The sequence below is a fragment of the Streptomyces malaysiensis subsp. samsunensis genome (assembly GCF_024519315.1).
Classification (GTDB): Bacteria; Actinomycetota; Actinomycetes; order Streptomycetales; family Streptomycetaceae; genus Streptomyces; species Streptomyces malaysiensis.
Genome location: NZ_JANIIC010000039.1, coordinates 12,366 through 30,465, shown reverse-complemented (window position 1 = coordinate 30,465; position 18,100 = coordinate 12,366). Strand labels below are relative to the sequence as shown.

General features: G+C 72.5%; 12 protein-coding genes and 1 pseudogene. 10 read left to right on the top strand and 3 right to left on the bottom strand.

Annotated elements, in window-relative coordinates:
* The first annotated feature begins 67 nt into the window (after positions 1 to 67).
* The 6 genes and pseudogenes from mshA to NQU54_RS49420 all read left to right on the top strand — a co-directional run bounded on the left by mshA (position 68) and on the right by NQU54_RS49420 (position 7,246).
* On the top strand, positions 68 to 1,429 hold the full coding sequence (gene mshA, locus NQU54_RS29340) for a D-inositol-3-phosphate glycosyltransferase (RefSeq protein WP_257633685.1): 1,362 nt from the start codon (positions 68 to 70) through the stop codon (positions 1,427 to 1,429).
* Positions 1,422 to 1,943 (top strand): type III secretion system chaperone family protein, encoded by a 522-nt coding sequence (locus NQU54_RS29335; RefSeq protein WP_257633684.1) that lies wholly within the window; start codon positions 1,422 to 1,424, stop codon positions 1,941 to 1,943. The genes mshA and NQU54_RS29335 overlap by 8 nt, the downstream gene beginning before the upstream one ends.
* Positions 1,944 to 2,100: 157 nt before the next feature.
* Positions 2,101 to 3,842 (top strand): annotated as a pseudogene (locus NQU54_RS29330) (glycoside hydrolase family 55 protein).
* Between the two features lie 220 nt (positions 3,843 to 4,062).
* A complete protein-coding gene (locus NQU54_RS29325) occupies positions 4,063 to 4,317 on the top strand; it encodes a hypothetical protein (RefSeq protein WP_257633683.1) in 255 nt (84 codons plus the stop codon).
* Complete coding sequence (locus NQU54_RS29320) at positions 4,314 to 5,189, top strand: RNA polymerase sigma factor (RefSeq protein ID WP_257633682.1); 876 nt, start codon at positions 4,314 to 4,316, stop codon at positions 5,187 to 5,189. Before NQU54_RS29325 ends, NQU54_RS29320 begins: the two co-directional genes overlap by 4 nt.
* Complete coding sequence (locus NQU54_RS49420; RefSeq protein ID WP_306279176.1) at positions 5,186 to 7,246, top strand: M48 family metallopeptidase; 2,061 nt, start codon at positions 5,186 to 5,188, stop codon at positions 7,244 to 7,246. The genes NQU54_RS29320 and NQU54_RS49420 overlap by 4 nt, the downstream gene beginning before the upstream one ends.
* Positions 7,247 to 7,348: 102 nt before the next feature.
* Here NQU54_RS49420 and NQU54_RS29305 read toward each other — a convergent pair whose 3' ends face one another.
* On the bottom strand, positions 7,349 to 8,863 hold the full coding sequence (locus NQU54_RS29305; RefSeq protein WP_257633681.1) for an MDR family MFS transporter: 1,515 nt from the start codon (positions 8,861 to 8,863) through the stop codon (positions 7,349 to 7,351).
* A 143-nt stretch (positions 8,864 to 9,006) separates the two neighbouring features.
* Between NQU54_RS29305 and NQU54_RS29300 the strand changes: the two genes are divergently transcribed.
* The 4 genes from NQU54_RS29300 (at position 9,007) to NQU54_RS29285 (ending at position 12,285) form a co-directional block, all read left to right on the top strand.
* Positions 9,007 to 9,768 (top strand): phosphoglyceromutase, encoded by a 762-nt coding sequence (locus tag NQU54_RS29300; protein ID WP_069860843.1) that lies wholly within the window; start codon positions 9,007 to 9,009, stop codon positions 9,766 to 9,768.
* A 264-nt stretch (positions 9,769 to 10,032) separates the two neighbouring features.
* The gene (locus tag NQU54_RS29295) at positions 10,033 to 10,818 is read left to right on the top strand and encodes a GntR family transcriptional regulator (protein WP_257633680.1); all 786 of its coding nucleotides are present in this window, start codon (positions 10,033 to 10,035) and stop codon (positions 10,816 to 10,818) included.
* Between the two features lie 2 nt (positions 10,819 to 10,820).
* Positions 10,821 to 11,579 carry a glycosyltransferase family 2 protein gene (locus NQU54_RS29290; RefSeq protein ID WP_257633679.1) on the top strand — a complete coding sequence of 253 codons (759 nt, stop codon included), beginning with the start codon at positions 10,821 to 10,823 and terminating at the stop codon, positions 11,577 to 11,579.
* Positions 11,580 to 11,670: 91 nt separating this feature from the next.
* Positions 11,671 to 12,285, top strand: a complete 615-nt coding sequence (locus tag NQU54_RS29285; RefSeq protein WP_257633678.1) for a dihydrofolate reductase family protein — start codon at positions 11,671 to 11,673, stop codon at positions 12,283 to 12,285.
* 84 nt (positions 12,286 to 12,369) lie between these two features.
* Here the strand turns inward: NQU54_RS29285 and NQU54_RS29280 are convergent, their stop codons facing one another.
* Positions 12,370 to 13,293 (bottom strand): FkbM family methyltransferase, encoded by a 924-nt coding sequence (locus NQU54_RS29280; protein WP_257633677.1) that lies wholly within the window; start codon positions 13,291 to 13,293, stop codon positions 12,370 to 12,372.
* A 335-nt stretch (positions 13,294 to 13,628) separates the two neighbouring features.
* The gene (locus tag NQU54_RS29275) at positions 13,629 to 17,783 is read right to left on the bottom strand and encodes an nSTAND1 domain-containing NTPase (protein ID WP_257633676.1); all 4,155 of its coding nucleotides are present in this window, start codon (positions 17,781 to 17,783) and stop codon (positions 13,629 to 13,631) included.
* Positions 17,784 to 18,100 lie beyond the last annotated feature (317 nt).

Below are 18,100 nucleotides of genomic sequence, written 5' to 3'. Positions count from 1 at the left end.
ATGGGAACCACCAGTTCCGGTGTTGATGACCGAGGAGGGAGCCCCCCTGTCAAGGAGGTAACGCGCGGTGAGCCAGCACGCGTCCCGGCTCGGCGGCCTGCGAGGCCGGTCTCATGTACCGTTCGGCACCCCGTCCCACCAGCGACTTCGCCGTATGCCACGGCGGCCGCGGCGCATCGCCATGCTCAGCGTCCACACCTCGCCGCTGCATCAGCCCGGCACCGGCGACGCCGGGGGGATGAACGTCTACATCGTGGAGCTGGCCAGGCGCCTGGCCGCCATCGACATCGAGGTGGAGATCTTCACCCGGGCCACCACCGCCGCGCTCCCCCCGGCCGTCGAGCTCGCCCCCGGCGTGCTCGTCCGGCATGTGGACGCGGGGCCCTACGAGGGGCTGGCCAAGGAGGACCTGCCGGCGCAGCTGTGCGCGTTCACCCACGGGGTCATGCAGGCGTGGGCCGGGCACCGGCCGGGCCACTACGACCTGGTCCACTCCCACTACTGGCTCTCCGGCCACGTCGGCTGGCTGGCCGCCGAGCGCTGGGGAGTGCCGCTGGTGCACGCCATGCACACCATGGCCAAGGTCAAGAACGCCGCGCTGGCGGAGGGCGACACCCCCGAGCCGACCGCCCGCGTCATCGGGGAGCAGCAGATCGTCCGCGCCGCCGACCGGCTGATCGCCAACACCGACGAGGAGGCCGAGGAGCTGGCGCGCCACTACGAGGCGGCGCGCGAGCTGGTCGCGGTCGTCCACCCCGGGGTGAACCTCGACCGCTTCCGCCCCGCCGACGGCCGGGCCGCCGCCCGCGCCCGGCTGGGCCTCCCGGCCGACGCGCTCATACCCCTCTTCGCCGGGCGCATACAGCCGCTCAAGGCCCCCGACATCCTGCTGCACGCGGTCGCCCACCTTCTGGAGGAGGACCCCTCGCTGCGCGAGCGCATCGTCGTGCCCGTGGTGGGCGGCCCCAGCGGCAGCGGTCTGGCCAAGCCCGAGGGGCTGCACAAGCTGGCGGCGCGGCTCGGGATCTGCGATGTGGTGCGCTTCCGGCCGCCCTGTGCGCAAGATGAGCTCGCCGACTGGTACCGGGCGGCGTCCGTGCTGGTCATGCCCTCGTACAGCGAGTCGTTCGGGCTGGTGGCCATCGAGGCGCAGGCATGCGGCACCCCGGTCGTGGCGGCCTCGGTGGGCGGTCTGCCGGTGGCCGTACGGGGCGGGGTCAGCGGCACGCTGATCCACGGCCATGACCCCGCCGACTACGCCCGCGCGCTGCGTCCCTTCGCGGCGGAACCCGAGCGGGCGGACCGGATGGGCGCGGCGGCCGCCCGGCACGCCGAGTCCTTCGGGTGGGATACGGCCGCCGCGGCGACGGCGGAGGTGTACACGGAGGCCATGCGCGAGCGGCGTCGCCTACGATCGGGCCATGGCTGACCCCATGGCTGACACCGCCCCCGAGGCCGACCCCCGGGCCGTCCTCGAGCGGACGCTGAACGACGCCGAGCTGGAGTGGGAGAGCCCGGAGGACGGCACCTACGTGGTCACGCTCCCGGGCACCCGCAAGCTGTCGACCACCTGCTCGCTGCGGGTCGGCCGGCACTCCCTCTCGGTCAACGCCTTCGTCGTCCGCCATCCCGACGAGAACCACGCGGCCGTCCACCGCTGGCTGCTGGAGCGCAACACCCGGCTCTACGGGGTGAGTTACGCGATCGACCAGCTCGGCGACATCTATCTGGTGGGCAAGCTGCCGCTCGCGGCGGTCACCCCGGAGGAGCTGGACCGGCTGCTCGGCACGGTGCTGGAGAACGCGGACGGCAGCTTCAACACCCTGCTGGAGATGGGGTTCGCCACCGCCATCCGCAAGGAGTACGCATGGCGCACCTCGCGCGGCGAATCGACGCGCAACCTTGAGGCGTTCAGCAATCTGACCCGCGATGCGGCGAAGTGAACGACGGTCCGGGCCCGGTCTCCGCCTGACGATCGTCCCCGCTGCCTGACATGCGTCCGTCCTGACGCGACCCCTTCCGCGCACCCCTGCCCCATGGCATTCTCACGCCGTCTCTCACCTGAACTGCGTTCACATTCGTGGAAGGCGGGACTGGCTCATGGGCATGGAGATCGGCAGAAGGCGGCTGCTCGGCGGTGCGATGGGCCTGGCGGCGGGTGCCACGGCCCTGGGGGCGGGCGCCCCGCTCCTGACCGCCACGGACGCGGCGGCCGCACCACGTACCACCGGCGGGACGGGTGGTGCGGGCGGGACAGGTGATCCGGTCGGGGCCCGTACGTCCCCCCTCTGGCAGGAGTTCCTCGACCGGCCGTACACCCATCCGCAGATCCCCTACGTCGGCCGCGCCGGATACCTCGGCGGCCGTACGTCCTTCCCCCGGCCGCCCGTGGTCGCCGACGTCCGCGACTACGGCGCCCGGCCCGACGGCTCCGCCGACGCCGCCCCCGCGATCAACCGCGCCATCGAGGCGGCCGGGCGCAGCGGTGGCGGCACGGTCCTGGTGCCCCCGGGCACCTACCGCGTGGACGACGTCATCCGCCTCGGCTACGACAACGTCGTACTGCGCGGCGCGGGCAGCGGCCGCACCACCCTCCACGCGACCCGTAACCTCACCGAGCTGATCGGCCCGTACGGCAGCCGCTACGGCGGGGACAAGTCGTCCTGGTCCTGGGCCGGCGGGCTCATCTGGATCTGCCCGGACGCCCGCCTGCGCTCCCTCACCGACGCGATCCGGGCCCGCGCGTGGCCGTTCGAGGGCTGGACCGGCAACCGGCGCGACGAGTGGCGGACCCTCACCGGCCTCGTCGCCCCCGCCCGCCGGGGCGACTGGACGGTGACCGTCGATGACCCGTCGGCCCTGCGCCCCGGCGACCGCGCGCTGCTCCAACTCGCCGATGACGACACGCATTCGCTCCTGAGCCATATGGCGGGCGATGTCGAGGGCGCGCGCCGACTACCTCTGGACCGACAAGACCAAGCTCACCTCGTACGTCCCCTACGAATGGCCGTGCCGCGTCGCCGCCGTCGACCGCGGGCGCGGCCGGGTGACCCTCGACCGTCCGCTGCCGCTCGACGCCCGGCCCGCCTGGCAGCCCCGGTTCACCACGCTGGTGCCCCCGGTCACCGGCTCCGGGGTGGAGGGCATCACCCTCGACGTCGTCGAGACCCCGCAGGCGCAGCATCTGCTGGACAAGGGGTACAACGGCGTCGCGTTGCAGTGCGCGTGGGACTGCTGGGTGGACGACGTGACCGTCAACAACGTCGACAACGGCTTCCTGCTCGTCGCCGCCAAGGCGTGCACGCTGCGCCGCACCCGGGTGACGGGGCGCGGCAGCCACCATCCCTACTGCTGCCGCGAGGGCTCGCACGACAACCTCGCGCTAGGACTTCGTGCTGGCGCGGCGCACCGTCCCGGCCCCGGCCGGGACACAGCTGCACGGGATCAACGTGGAGGGGCTGTCCAGCTACAACGTCTGGTCGCGCGGCCGGATGGAGATGGGCACCTTCGACACCCACCGCGGGATGCCCTTCGCCAACGTCCGTACGGAGATCACCGTGGACAACACGGGGTCGCACGGGGGCGACGCGAGCGCCGGTCCGCTCTACGGGGCGCGGTTCGCCCACTGGAACGTCACGGTCACCAACCAGCGGGCCGGCTGCGTGCGGATCGACGACATCGCGCCGTACAGCGCGACGGTCGGGATCAGCGAGGTCCGGCAGTTCGGCCAGATCGACGTCCCGGACTTCACCGGTCCGCTCCACTCCCGTATCGAGTCCTACGGCCATCCGGAGGCGGTCCAGCCCCGCAACCTGTACCAGGCGCAGCGCGCCCTGCGCTGATATCTCCGGCCGGTACGCACGGCTGTCCCCGGCCGGTACTCATGGCTATCCCCGGCCGGTACGCACGGCTATCCCCGGCCGGTACGCACGGCTGACACCTCCGGCTGACATCTCCCGGAAAACACGGTGAGAAACGCGGTGAAGAAATACGGTCCATGACGGCTCTTCATGGTGAACCGGCTCCGGCCGGGAACCATGAAGAGGAGACACAACGGTGCTCATGGACAATCCGTGGCTCACGGTGGGAACGGTCGTGACGGTGGGGGTGCTACGGCTGATGGGGGATGTCGTCCGCTGGCTTGCGGCGCGCTCGGGCGAACGGCTCCGGGCGCGCACGCTGGCCGAGTTGGTGAGCAGAACGGAGCCCGGCACGGTGCTCACCGACCGCCGCCCCGACGGCGCGGCGCTGACCATACGGCGCGACACCGACCGTACGGTGGCGTCCGGAGGCGCGGGACGGGGGCGATCGGCGTGAGCGACACGGTCGAGGAGTTCGAGGGCGACGGGTCGTCCGAGGGGGAGTTCGAGGGGAGAGCGGACGAGGACTTCGACGCCTTCTACGCCCGTACCTATCCCTGGCTGGCCGCCCGTGCGGTGATGCTCAGCGGCAACCGGCAGAACGCCGAGGACGCCGTCCAGGAGGCGTACATCGAGGCGATGCGCCGCTGGCCGGAGGTCAGGACGTACGCCTCGCCCGAGGCATGGGTGACCACCACCATGCGGCGCAAGCTCTCGCGGGACGGGCGGCGCTGGTGGTTCCGCTGGAAGCCGGTCGAGATGACCGTCCCGGCCGCCGCGACCGCCTCGGTGGAGGAGACCGCCGAGGCGCTGGCCGCACTGCGTGCCCTCGGCACGCTGCCGCCGCGCCAGCGCCAGGTGGTCGTCATGCATTCGCTCGAGGGCATGAGTTATCAGGCGATCTCCACCGAGCTGGGGATCTCGGTCGGCAGCGTCGGCAGCAACCTCCACAAGGCACGCGCCCGGCTCAGCCTGCTGCTCGACGTCTCCCCGGACCTGGGCCGCTCCACCGACCGCCTGCTCACCCGCGCACCGGAGGACCCGCTGACGCTTGCGCTGCACGGCGCCGCGCGGTGGCTGTCGTACGGCTTCCGGGGCGAACGGACGCGGGATGGCGTCGCGGACGGTGGTCGTGACGGCGATGGGGGCCGGGTCCGCGGTGGCGTCGCGGATGGTGGTCGTGACGGCGATGGGGGCCGGGTCCGCGGTGGCGTCGCGGACGGTGGTCGTGACGGCGATGGGGGCCGGGTCCGCGGTGGCGCCCCGGACGGTGCCCGCGACGGCAGCGGGCGGGACCGGGCCCGCGACGGCTTCCGGGGGCGGCGATGATCGCCGCCGCCCGCGCCCTCCTCGCCCTCGCCCTGCTCGCCGTCTTCTACGCGCTGGTCGCGGCCATGGTGCTGCTCTGGGCGGCCTTCCTCGCGGCGGCCTTATGGACCGCGGGAGCGCCGGGCGTCCAGACGCCGCCCATGAGCGTCATCACCGCTTGCGCGGCGTTCGCCCCGATCGTCTTCGGCATGGTGTGGGCGGTGATCCGCACCGCCCGCCCCGCCGCCGCGCGTGAGGACGCGGTGACGGTGACCCGGCGCGGGGCGCCGGAGTTATGGGACACGGTCGAGGAGCTGGCCCTCGACATCGGCACCCGGCCGCCCGGCCATATCCGGCTGACCGCCGAGGCCAACGCCTCCGTCACCGAGGACGCACCGCTCCTCGGGCTCGCCCCCGGCCGACGCGTCCTCTACCTCGGACTGCCCCTGCTGGCCGGTCTGTCGCGCGCCGAACTGCGCGCCGTCCTCGCGCATGAGCTCGGCCACTTCTCCCGTCGCCACAGCCGCTTCGGCGTGGTCGCCCACCGGGGCGCGGCGGGGCTGGTCGCCGCCCGGCAGGCGATCCAGGACGCGGCGGCCGCCAATGACCTGGTACGGCTGTACGCGGGCGGGCCGCTGCTGCTGCTCAACCTCTACACCTACGTCTTCCGCTGGCTCACCCGCCCGGTCCGGCGGCGCCAGGAGCTGGAGGCCGACCGTGAGGCCGCCCGGGTGGCCGGTCCGGGCGCCGTCGCGGACGCGCTGCGCTCCACGACGGCGCTGGACGCGGCGTGGCAGGAGTTCCTCGCGGAATTCCTGGCCCCGATGCGCCGGGCGACGGGCCGGATCCCCGACGATCCGTTCCGCGCGTTCGCCCATATGGTCGAGGCCCCCGAACTGCGGGAGCCGCTGGCCGCGTTGCGCGCCCGCGCCGTCGAGCGGCCCGCCGACCCCGACGACGCGCATCCGGCCCTGGCCACCCGGCTGGAACGGCTGGCGCGCCTGCCCGCCCCGGAGCCCGGCACGGCTCCCCTCTCCTTGGACCCCTTCTCCCTGGACCCCCTCGCCTTGCGGCCGCGGTACGCGGTCGCGCTGGGCCGCGTCATGCTGCCCGGCCCGGACGCGGGCACGAGGGTGCCCTGGCGGGACTGGCTCACCGAACTGGCCGAGCACCGCGCGACCCGGATCCTGCCCCCGCTGGCCGAGGCGGTACGCGAGGTCGAGGAGACGGAGGGGATGGGGCGAAAGAAAGTAAATCCGGAACCGGAACCGGAGCCGGGAAAGGAGCCGGTACCGGGGTCGGTCACGGCACCGGCGACGGAACCGGACGCGCTGACGGTCCAACGGGTGCTGCGGCTGCTGGACAGCGGCCGCCGTATGCCGCTCGCCCGCGCCCTCAACTCCCGTCTGCCGCACGGCGAGCGGATGTTCCACGGCGAGCGGACCGAACACGACCCGCTCGGCCCCCTGGCCGAGGCCCTGGCCGTGCTGATCGGGGCGCAGCTGGTGGCGAAGGGGACGGCGTACTGGGCCATGAACTGGACCGGCCCCAGCATCCTCGTACCGCCCGACGGCATCGCTCCCGAGACCATCCGCACCTGGGCCGACACCGCCGTACGGCTGCCCGGTCAGACCCGGCAGCTCGGGCTGCACCTGGCCGCCCTGGGCGTGGACGAACGCGCACCGCTGCCCTCCACGGACCCGGCAGGGGGTACGGCCGACGGCCCGGCGCCGGCGGGGAAGGCGCGACAGATCAGCATCACGCCCGGGATCACCGGCCCCGCGCGCCGACGCATCAAGGCCGTGGGCGGGCTGGCGCTCACCGTGCTGCTGCTGATGACGGGGCTGTCGCTCGCACTGTGGGCGAACAGCGACGATCCGAGCTACCCGAGGGTGCCGGTGACCCGCTGGACCGACCGCTACCAGCCGGGCGGCGGCACCGGCACGGAACCCGCTCCGTTCCCGACCTACCAGCAGCCCACGTTCCCGGCGCGGCCGACGATCCCGACCTTTCAGCTGCCACCACGCTCGGTGCCGACCATCAGGATCGAGCCCGTAATCCCCAGACCCGCACCGTAAGAGCGCCGCCCGAGCCCGAACCCCGCCCAGGTCCCCACGCCGGGCGGCGTCACCGGCCCCCGCCCCGACCGCGGGCGCGCCGCCACCCGAGCCGCTGTCCACCTAGCCATCGGAGGCGTCACCGACCGCACGGCCGGGGCCCGCCCCGACCGCAGGCGCACTGCCACCCGAGCCGCTGTGCACCTCGCCACCGGCCCCCACACCTCCCGCATGCGCCGCGCCACCGGAGGCGTCACCGGCCTCGTCACCGACCCCCGCTCCGACCACAGGCGCACTGCCACCAGCGGCGCCACCCACCCCACCCCCGGAAGCACCCGAACCACCCGAAGCACCGGAAGCCCCCGAAGCCCCCGAAGCCCCGGAACCCCCAGACCCTCCAGACCCCCCGGCCGCAGGCCGGGACCGCATCGCGCGGCCCAGAGCGGCATACCCCCCGGCCGCGACGAGCCCCACGACAGCACTGCTCGCCCAGAGGGCATCCGCGCCGAAGCGGTCCATGACGGCGCCGCCCGCGAGCGGTGCGATGAGCGAGGCGAGGGACCACGACAGGGTGTACATCCCCTGGTAGCGGCCGCGTCCATGGGTCGGGGAGAGCCGGGCCACCAGCCCCATCTGCGTGGGGGAGTTGATGATCTCGCCGAGCGTCCAGACGGTCACGGCCACCGCGTACATCCCGACCGACCCGGCGAAGGCGGTCAGCCCGAAGCCCGCTCCGGTCAGCAGCGCGGAGACGATCAGCAGCGGCGCCGGTTCGCGACGTTCGAGGAACCGCGTCACCGGGATCTGCACGGCCACGATCAGCGCGCCGTTCGTCGCGATCGCGAGCCCGAAGTCCGTGCTGGACAGCCCGTCCGCCCCCATCGCCACCGGCAGCGCCACGAACGCCTGCTGGATGAGGGTCGCGATCAGAAACGACAGTCCGACCACGGCCATGAACCGCCGGTCCCGCAGCACCGTGCCCAGCCCGACCGCCGGCTCCGGCGCATCCACTCCCAGGGCGGCGCCAGCCGGCTCCGGCCGGGCGGGCCGGGACTCCGGGAGCTTCCCGAAGACGATGAGCGCGCACGCCAGCGTCATCCCGGCGTCGGCCAGGAAGAGCGTGAGATAGCCGTGGCGCGCGATCAGCCCGGCCGCCGCCGCGGAGACGGCGAAGCCGAGGTTGATGGCCCAGTAGTTGAGCGAGAAGGCCCGCACCCGGTCCTTGGGGGCCACGATGTCGGCGATCATCGCCTGCACGGCGGGCCGTGAAGCGTTGCTGGTCATACCCACGAGACAGGCCACAACGGCGATGGCGACGGGGTCCTGGACGAAGCCCAGCGCGGCGACCGTGGCGGCCGTGGACAGCTGCGAGACCAGCAGCGTGGGCCGCCGCCCCAGCCGGTCGGTCAGCACCCCGGCGACCACCGCCGACACCGCCCCGCCCAGCCCGTACAGCGCGCCCACCAGCCCGGCGAACATCGCCGAATAGCCTCGATCCGCGGTCAGGTACATGGCGAGGAAGGTGGCCACGAACCCGCCCAGCCGGTTGACCAGCGTGGAGGTCCACAGCCACCAGAACTCCCGGGGCAACCCCGAGACGCTCTCCTTCGTGGCCTGCCTCAGCCGAGCGACGGACACCGGACGACTCCCCCCCCGTGAGCAACACACCTGTAAGTGGCGCAACCAGCACCCGCAACTTACCGATATGGACCCCGCGCCGCCAGCCGATTGACGGGGTCCGTCAACCGACCCCCGCAGGCGGGTCCAGTAGGCTCGGCGGCATGGCCGACGCACCGTACAAGCTGATCCTCCTCCGCCACGGCGAGAGCGAGTGGAACGCGAAGAACCTGTTCACCGGCTGGGTGGACGTCAACTTGAACGAGAAGGGCGAGAAGGAGGCCGTCCGCGGCGGTGAGCTGCTGAAGGACGCCGGCCTGCTCCCCGACGTGCTCCACACGTCCCTCCTGAAGCGCGCCATCCGCACCTCGCAGCTCGCCCTGGACGCCGCCGACCGCCTCTGGATCCCGGTCCGCCGCTCCTGGCGCCTCAACGAGCGCCACTACGGCGCCCTCCAGGGCAAGGACAAGGCCCAGACCCTCGCCGAGTTCGGCGAGGAGCAGTTCATGCTGTGGCGCCGCTCGTACGACACCCCCCCGCCCCCGCTCGAGGACGGCGCCGAGTGGTCCCAGAGCGACGACCCGCGCTACGCCACCATCCCCCCGGAGCTGCGCCCGCGCACCGAGTGCCTCAAGGACGTCGTCGAGCGCATGCTGCCGTACTGGTACGACGGCATCGTCCCGGACCTCCTGGCGGGCCACACCGTCCTGGTCGCCGCCCACGGCAACTCCCTCCGCGCCCTGGTCAAGCACCTCGACGGCATCTCCGACGCCGACATCGCCGGCCTCAACATCCCCACCGGCATCCCCCTCTCCTACGACCTCGACACCGACTTCCGCCCCGTCACCCCGGGCGGCACCTACCTCGACCCGGACGCCGCGAAGGCCGCCATCGAGGCAGTCAAAAACCAGGGCAAGAAGAAGTAGTCTCTGCAATCGCGCCCCCGACCTGCGCTTATGGCGCGGATCGGGGGCGTTTTCGCGGCCTGGGCCCAGTGCGGGCCCTCAGCGCCCGGGATATTGGGGCGTCAGGCGGTCGGCGAGGCCGACGTGGGAGCCGATGTCGTCGTGGTGGGCGGCGCAGACCCCGGCATGGAAGCACGGGCCGCAGGGCCAGGGGGCTCAAGACCTCTTAAGGACTTACGCTGAAACCGTCCGCAGCGGTCGCGCAAACCCGGGCGGTGAGCACGCATGGCCAAGTACGAGCAGATCGCGGATGCGCTGCGGCAGGGCATTCGCGCGGGGCAGCTGGGGCCCGGGGAGCGGTTGCCGGCGGAGGACAAGCTGGCGGCGCGGTATCGGACGAGTGTGCCGACGCTTCAGCGGGCGTTGTCGGAGCTGGTGGCCGAGGGGCTGATCGACAGGCGGCACGGGGTGGGGACCTTCGTACGGACCCCGCGTCGGCGGGTCGAGCGGAGCAATGATCGGCATCAGTGGGAGAAGGACCGGGCACGCCGGTCCAGGGCGGAGCGGCTGAGGACCGGGTCCACCGAGCATGACACCGGTCTTGAGGTGACCGACCTCGCCTTTCACGCCGAGTACCGCGATGCGAAGGCCGATGAGGATCTGGCGTCCGTCTTCCGCATCCCCGTGGGCACCCGGCTGCTGGAGCGGATCTACCGCACCAACTGCCTCGAGGAGGATGCGCCGTTCGCCCTGGTGCACTCGTATCTGGTGCATGACGTCGTCGTCGTCAATCCGGAGTTGCTCGACGCCGCCAATGAGCCCTGGCCCGGTGGCACCCAGAATCAGCTCTACACGATCGGCATCGAGCTCGACCGCATAGAGGAACGGATCACGGCCCGGCCGCCGACCGTGGAGGAGGCCGAAGGGCTCGGGCTCAAGAAGGGGGTTTCGGTGATCATTCTCAGGAAGATCGGCACGGATATCGGCGGTCGGGTGGTCGAAGTCTCCGATGTGACCTTGTGCGGCGACCGTACGGAGCTCGTCTTCACCACGCCCCTGAAGAGGTGGTGACCATGCCGAACACCATCACCGTCATCACCGCCGTCCACGCCCCGGGCGCCGTGCATCTGCCGGACGCCTACAAGTCGTTGCGCGAGCAGGAGCTGCCGGACGGCTGGGACTGGCAGTGGGTGATCCAGGAAGACGGCGCGTCGGACGCCGTACGGCCCTACGTGCCCGACGACGTCCGGGTCAGCTTCGGGCAGGGCCGGGCCGGGCGCGCCGCGATGGCCCGGACGATGGGGCTCTCCCGCGCCGAGGGCGCGTACATCAAGGTGCTGGACGCCGATGACATGCTCACCCCCGGCGCCCTCGCCCGCGACCTCCGCGCGCTCGCGGACCACCCCGATCTCGGCTGGGCCACCTCCCGCGCCCTGGACCTGCTGCCCGACGGCTCCACCGTCGGCTTCGAGGGCGATCCGCCGCAGGGGCCCATCGCGCGTGGCGCCGTCCTCGAGTTCTGGCGGGCGAACGACCACCGCGCCCAGGTCCACCCCGCCACCCTCTTCGTACGCCGCGACCTCCTGCTCGCCCTCGGCGGCTGGATGGCCCTCCCCGCGTCCGAGGACACCGGCCTGCTCATGGCACTCAACGCGGTCAGCCGCGGCTGGTTCACCGCCGAGACCGGTCTGCTCTACCGCAAGTGGCCCGGCCAGGTCACCAGCCAGTCCGCCCACACGGACGAGGCCGAGCGCGCCGCCCGGTTCGCGGTCGTCGAGGCGCGGGCGCGCGTCCTGGCCGCCATGGACGGCTGGCGGTACGAGGCACCCTGAAAGCCCGCTCGGGTCGGCACCGATGAGTTTGTGCGGCTTCCCCGGTCTGACAGGAGGAAGAGCTCACCGACCGCTTCTCAAGGAGTGCACCATGAGGAAGATCAGCGCCAGCCTGTTCATCTCGCTCGACGGCGTCGTGGAGGCGCCCGACCAGTGGCACTTCCCCTACTTCAACGACGAGATGGGCGCCGCCGTCGACGCGGCTCTCGGCACCTCCGACACCCTCCTCATCGGCCGCAAGACCTACGACAGCTTCGCCGGAGCGTGGCCGGACCGGGAGGCGGCGGGCGGCGAGGACGCCCACTTCGCCAAGAAGCTGGGCGACGCCCGCAAGATCGTCCTGTCGCGCCAGGACCTCACCTTCACCTGGCGGAACTCCGAGCTGCTCAAGGGCGAGTTCGCGGACGCCGTCACCGCGCTGAAGAATGAGCCGGGCGGGGACATCGCGCTGAGCGGCTCGGTCTCGGTCGTCCGGCAGCTCATGGCGCACGGCCTGCTGGACGAGCTGCATCTGCTGGTCCACCCGATCGCCGTCCGCAAGGGCATGCGGCTGTTCGACGAGGGCGAGACCCCGATCCCGCTGCGGCTGATCTCCTCCGCGACGTTCAGCACCGGTGTGCTGTACCTGGTCTACGCCCCGGCCGAGCGCCCCGGCGACGCCGGCTACGACGAGGCCAAGGCGCACCTGCCCCAGAGCGACCAGTAGGGACCCGCGCCAGCCACCGGTAGTCCCCCGCCCCTCAGGACAGGACAGGTCAGGACAGATCAGGTCAGGACAGGTCAGGACAGATCAGGGCAGGGTCTCCGCGTCGACCCGTGAAAAGACCAGGTCGCTCTCCTCGGCGACCGGCCCGCGCCAGCGCACCGGCACCTCCGGTGCGCGCCGGAGCGCGTCCGGGTAGCTGCCCGCCGCGTAGTCGTTGGTGAGGCGGTAGACGTGGAAGCCGTGCCCCGTCAGGGCCGCCAGCAGCTCTTCCACGGAGTCGCCCAGCTCGGCCATCCGCTGCGGGGTGACCTCGACGGTCAGTTCCGCGTCGGGGCGCAGCCTGTCCAGCAGGGGGACGAGTCCGCGGACCACGCCGCCTTCCGCCCCCTCCACATCGACCTTGATCACCCTGGCCCGGGTGATCTCGTCCTCGGCGAGGAGGTCGGGCAGTGGCCGGGCCGCGATCTCGAAGGTGGACTCGGCCGGGCCGTCGTAGGGGACGACGCTGTTCGCGCCCATGTTGCGCGAGCTGGCGAGGATGAAGGTCAGCAGCTTCTCGCGGTCGGAGACGGCCGCGTTGACCGTACGGATGTTGGCACAGCCGTTTCGCCGTGCGTGCCTCTGGAGGAGCCGGAGGAACGTCGGCGAGGCTTCGACCGCCACCACCTTCCCGCTTCCCCCGACGAGGCGCGAGGCCAGGACGCTGTAGTAGCCGATGTTGGCCCCGACGTCCACGAATACGTCCCCCGGCTTCAGCCGGCGCTGAAGCCACCGGGTCATATGCGGCTCCCAGACGCCGAAGAGGTAGAGGTAGCGCTGGATGAGGTCCTGTGTGTCGACGGCGAAGGTGGCGCCGAAGCGCGTACGGGCCAAGCGGTGCAGGGGGCGGTCCCGCAGGGCGGCGTTGAGGTGGTTCTCGACCAGGGCCCGCTTCCCGGCACTCCAGGGCGCGTGGCGGACGTATTCGCGGCCGAGGTCCAGAGCGGCCTGGTCGAGCCTGCGGATCACGGGGTCTCCAGGTGGGGGAGGGGTGTTCTCGTGGTGCGTTCTGGCGATGCGTACCGGCGGTGTGCCCTCGCGGTGCGCTCCCGCCCCGCGTTTTCGCCGCGCGTCCCCTTGGCCGTCGTGGTCGCGTGTTCGCCCGGCGCGGCGCCTTCGTACGCTGCCGCCGCGGCACCCATACCGAGTGTCCCCCACATGGAAGGGCCCGACCGCTGGCGACGGGGGATGCACCAGCGGTCGGGCTGTACCTAAGAGTAACGCGGCCATCGGCGTGGCGAGGCCGACTCCTCGCTTGCGGCGAGGAGTTGTGACCGCGATCACGCAACGTTCGTGCAACGTGGTTACCGACCGCAGGGAGGCGAGTACGAGAGCCGGGGCAGGTATTCGTCCCATTTCTCCGGTGTCAGCACACCCCGGCTCATCGAGCAGATGCGCCGCACCGCCTCGTCCACGTCCAGGCTCCACAGCCGGACCGTGTCGGCGCCGCTGGACACCCCGAGCATCCGGCTGTGCGGGCTGAACGACAGGAAATTGCCGGTCTTGGCGTTGGGGCTCAGCGACTGGCCGATGGAGGCGGCCTTGGCCGGGACGGTGACGTCCCAGAGCCGGACCGTGTTGTCGTTGCCGCCGCTCGCCAGGGTGCTGCCGTCCCGGCTGAACGACAGCGACACGATCGCGTCGGTGTGGCCGGTGAGCGGGGAGCGCAGCCGCGTCGTCCTGCGCGGATCGGTGACGTCCCAGAGCCGGACCGTGTTGTCGTCGCTGCCGCTGGCCAGCGTGCGGCCGTCCGGGCTGTAGGCGAGCGCGTTGATGGGCCCGAGGTGGCCCGTGACCGCGCCGCCCCGTGGGGTGGCGTGACGCCGGTCGGTCACCTTCCACAGCCGGATGGTGTTGTCCGCGCTGCCGCTGGCCAGCGTCCGGCCGTCCGGGCTGAAGACGAGGGTGTTGACATAGCCCCGGTGGCCGGTGAGCGGCCTACCGAGCCGGCGTACGTGGGACGGGTCGCCGACGTCGTACAGCTGGATGGTGCGGTCGTCATACGCGGTCGCCAGCGTGCGCCCGTCCGGGCTGAAGGCCACCGCGCCCGCGAACCGGGTCCGCAGGGGGATGGGCGGGCCGTAGGCGACGGGGCGGGCCGGGTCGCTGACGTTCCACAGCCGTAGCGCGCGGTTGCCGGTCATCACCGCGAAGGTGCGGCCGTCGGGGGAGAACGTCGGTTCGCGCACCGCGCCCTCCCCGGGCTTGAACGGTTCGCCCAGCGAAACCGGCCGGTCGGGCTGGACCACGTTCCACAGCCGGATCCGCTCGTCGCGCGCGGCCGTGGCGAGCACCCGCCCGTCCGGGCGGAACGCCCCGACCCGGCCGACCATGTCCGACGTGGGCAGCGACCACAAGCGGACCGTGTTGTCGCCGGTCCCGGTGGCGAGGGTCCGGCCGTCGGGGCTGAAGCCCAGGGCGTACATCTCGCCGCTGCTCCCCGCGAGCGGCTCGCCGACCTGCGACGGATAGTCCGGATCGCTGACGTTCCACAGGCTCGCCGTGCTGTCCTGGCTGGCGGCGGCGAGCATGGATCCGTCCGGACTGAAGGACACGGACCATATGGGGCCGGTGTGGCCGGTGAGCGGCGAGCCCAGCGGCTCCGCGCGCCGTGGGTCGTCGACGTCCCACAGCCGGACGGTGTTGTCCGCGCTGCCGCTGGCCAGCGTCCGGCCGTCGGGGCTGAAAGCGACCGAGTGGATCAGATCCTTGTGCCCCTTCAGTACCCTGCCGATCGGCTTCGGATGGCGCGGATCGGCCATGTTCCACAGCCTGACCGTGGCGTCGTCGCCCCCGGCCGCCAGCGTCCGGCCGTCGGGGCTGAACGCCACGGAGCGCACGGCGGCGGTGTGGCCGGTCAGCGCGCCGAGCGCCTTCGGCCGGTCCGGGTGGCTCATGTCCCAGAGCCGAACGACGCGATCTTCGGTGGCGGTGGCCAGCGTGCGGCCGTCCGGGCTGAAGGCGAGCAGATAGATCGTGCCGTCGTCGCGGGACAGGGGCGCGCCGAGCGGGCGCGGATGGCGGGGGTCCCGTACGTCCCACAGGCGGACGGTGCCGTCGTCGCCGGCGCTGGCGAGGGTGCGGCCGTCCGGGCTGAAGACCGCACTGCTCACCCAGCTCTTATGGCCGGTGAGGGGCTTGCCCAGCGGTTTGGGGCGCGTCCGGTCGCGCACGTCCCACAGCCGGACCGTCCGGTCGTAGCTGGCGGTGGCCAGCAGCCGCCCGTTCGGGCTGAACGAGGTGAGGTAGACGGCGCCGGTGTGGCCATGGAGCGGTGTGGCCAGCGGCGCGTTCACCACCGAGAGCAGCCGGTTCCTGGTGGCCTCGTCGTGCGGCCGCAAGCGGTGGGCCACCAGGGCGAGTTGGGCGGACAGCGACGGATCGGTGTACTGGAAGCGATCGGCCTCGGTGACCACCTGCTCGAACACCGCGTCGTCCCGCTGCTGCCACGCGACCACCGCCGTACCGGCGGCCAGCACCGCCAGGGCGACCAGAGCCGACACCGCGCCGCGGCGCAGCCACACCGTGCGCCTGCGCAGCCCGACCGACGCGGCCAGGAACTCCACCGCGCTCCGGGTCAGATAGGTGCCACCGGCGGTCCTCGCCCAGGTGTGGGCCTGCTCCAGCCGGGAGCCCCGGTAGAGCAGGGACGAGTCGCGGTTCGAGCCCTCCCAGGCCCGGCCGTCCTCCTCCAGCCGCTGCCGCACCAGATGGTCGTTGCGGTCCTCGTCGATCCACTCGCGCAGCCGTGGCCAGGCGTGGAGCAGCGCCTCATGGGTGATCTCCACGGTCTCCGCGTCGAGCGTCACCAACCGGGCGCGCACCAGCGTTTCGAGGGATTCCTCCGTCTTGCCCGGGTCCGTGGACTCCTTCGCCAGCTGGTGCCGCGTCCCCCGCCTGCGGGTGGCCTGGGTGTCCTCGCCCAGCCGGACCAGCCGGAGGAGCAGCAGCCTCGCGGCCGTGCGGGCCTCGGAGTCGAGGCTGGACCAGGCCCGTTCGGCGGTCGCCGCCACCGCTCCCTGGATGCCGCCCGCCGCGCGGTACCCGGCCAGCGTCAGCCGGCCGGCCTTCCGCCGCTGCCAGGTGGCGAGCAGGGCGTGGGAGAGGAGCGGCAGTACGCCCGCGTCATGCGTCCCGCGCGGGCCGTCGGCGCTCACCTCCCGGACGATCAGCTCCGCCAGCCCCGGTTCGAGCTCCAGTCCCACGGCCTTGGCCGGGCCGGTGACCGCCTCGCGCAGCTCCGCGGTGGTGAGCGGCCCGAGCACCATGTGCCGGTGCTGGAGCGCGTCGGCCAGTTCGGGGTAGCCCAGGCACTGCTCGTAGAAGTCGGCGCGTATGCCGAGGACCACGAGCACGGGGGGCGGCCCGCCGGGGCCGGTGGGTGTGCACGCGGCGTGCAGGAGCTGGATGAACGTACGCCGGTCCGCCTCGTCGGAGCCGAGGGTGAACGCCTCCTCGAACTGATCCACGATCACGACCGGGCGGGCGGCGGGGGATGTCTCGCGCTCCGCCCATGCGGTGACGGCCTCGCGCACCGCGTGCGCGAACCGTGGAGTGCCGGGCTCGGCCGGCAGCACGTCTGCTGCCGTATGGACCGGTGCCGGGCCGTCAGCCTCCGGAACGTCAGTCCCCGGTTCATCGGCCGCTCGTCCGTCCGTCCCCGTTTCGTCCGCGCCCCGGTCCTCGGCCGCCGGTTCCTCCTCGGTGGCGACCACCTGCGCGAGTTCGGGGATATGACGGGCCAGCTCCGTGAGCGGGTCGGCGCCCGGTACGAGTTGCAGCACCCCCCTCGTCCGGCCGTCCGCGCCCTCCGGCGCCTCGGCCCGCAGCGCGGGCACCAGACCGGCGTTCAGCAGCGAGGACTTGCCCGCTCCTGAAGCGCCCACGAGCACGATCAGGCCCCCCGCCTCCTCCGCCGCGCGCAGTTGAGCGACGAGGGCGTCCGTGCTCCGCTCCCGGCCGAAGAACCACCGGGCGTCCTGCTGGCGGTACGAGGCCAGCCCCCGGTACGGGCATACGACACCGGGAACGGTGGCCGGCGCCTCGGCAGGGGACCCTTCCTCCTCCTCCGCGGACGGGGCGGGGCGCTCGCCGACCGGGTCGGCCACGGCGCGCTCCCACAGCCGCTGCCAGCGGGCCATGTCGTACAGGCCCTTGGACACCGGCACCGGGCGGGCGCGCCGTGCGTCGGGTATCAGGACGTGCAGGACGGCCGCGAGCGCGGCGAACTGGGCGGGTACGTTCTTGGCACGTCGCCAGTCGCTGATCCGCTGGGCGGAGACCCGTACGGGACGCCCCCGCTCATCGGTCCGCTGGAGTCTGACGACCGCGTCTGCCACGCTCTTGAGGGGAGGGTTACCGGCCTCCTTGTACAGCAGCGCGAGGCGTTCCGCGAAGGCTGTGCGCGCCCCCGAGTCGGAACTCAAGGTTCCACTCCTTACTTCCCCCGCACTGGTCATCCGGACCGGAAAACTCACTTTATATGGCTGACCAGCGGTGAAACCGGTAGCACAACGCCGGAACCTCCTCGGCGGCAGGCGCAACTGGCAGGATCATGACGCAGTAGCGCACCCACCACGAGCCGCCCAGCCAGGCCATCAGCTCAGCGCACGGAGAGACAACCCATGGCACCGCATGTTCTCGGTCAGCTTTTGTCGGAATCACGAGACGGTGGCATCTTGCTCGTCGTGTGAGCTCGGGAGATCCGTGGAGCCGGCCCCGTCGGGGCGGCTGTCGCATCCACCACGGGTCTGGCCCTTCCCCTGATCCGCACCGG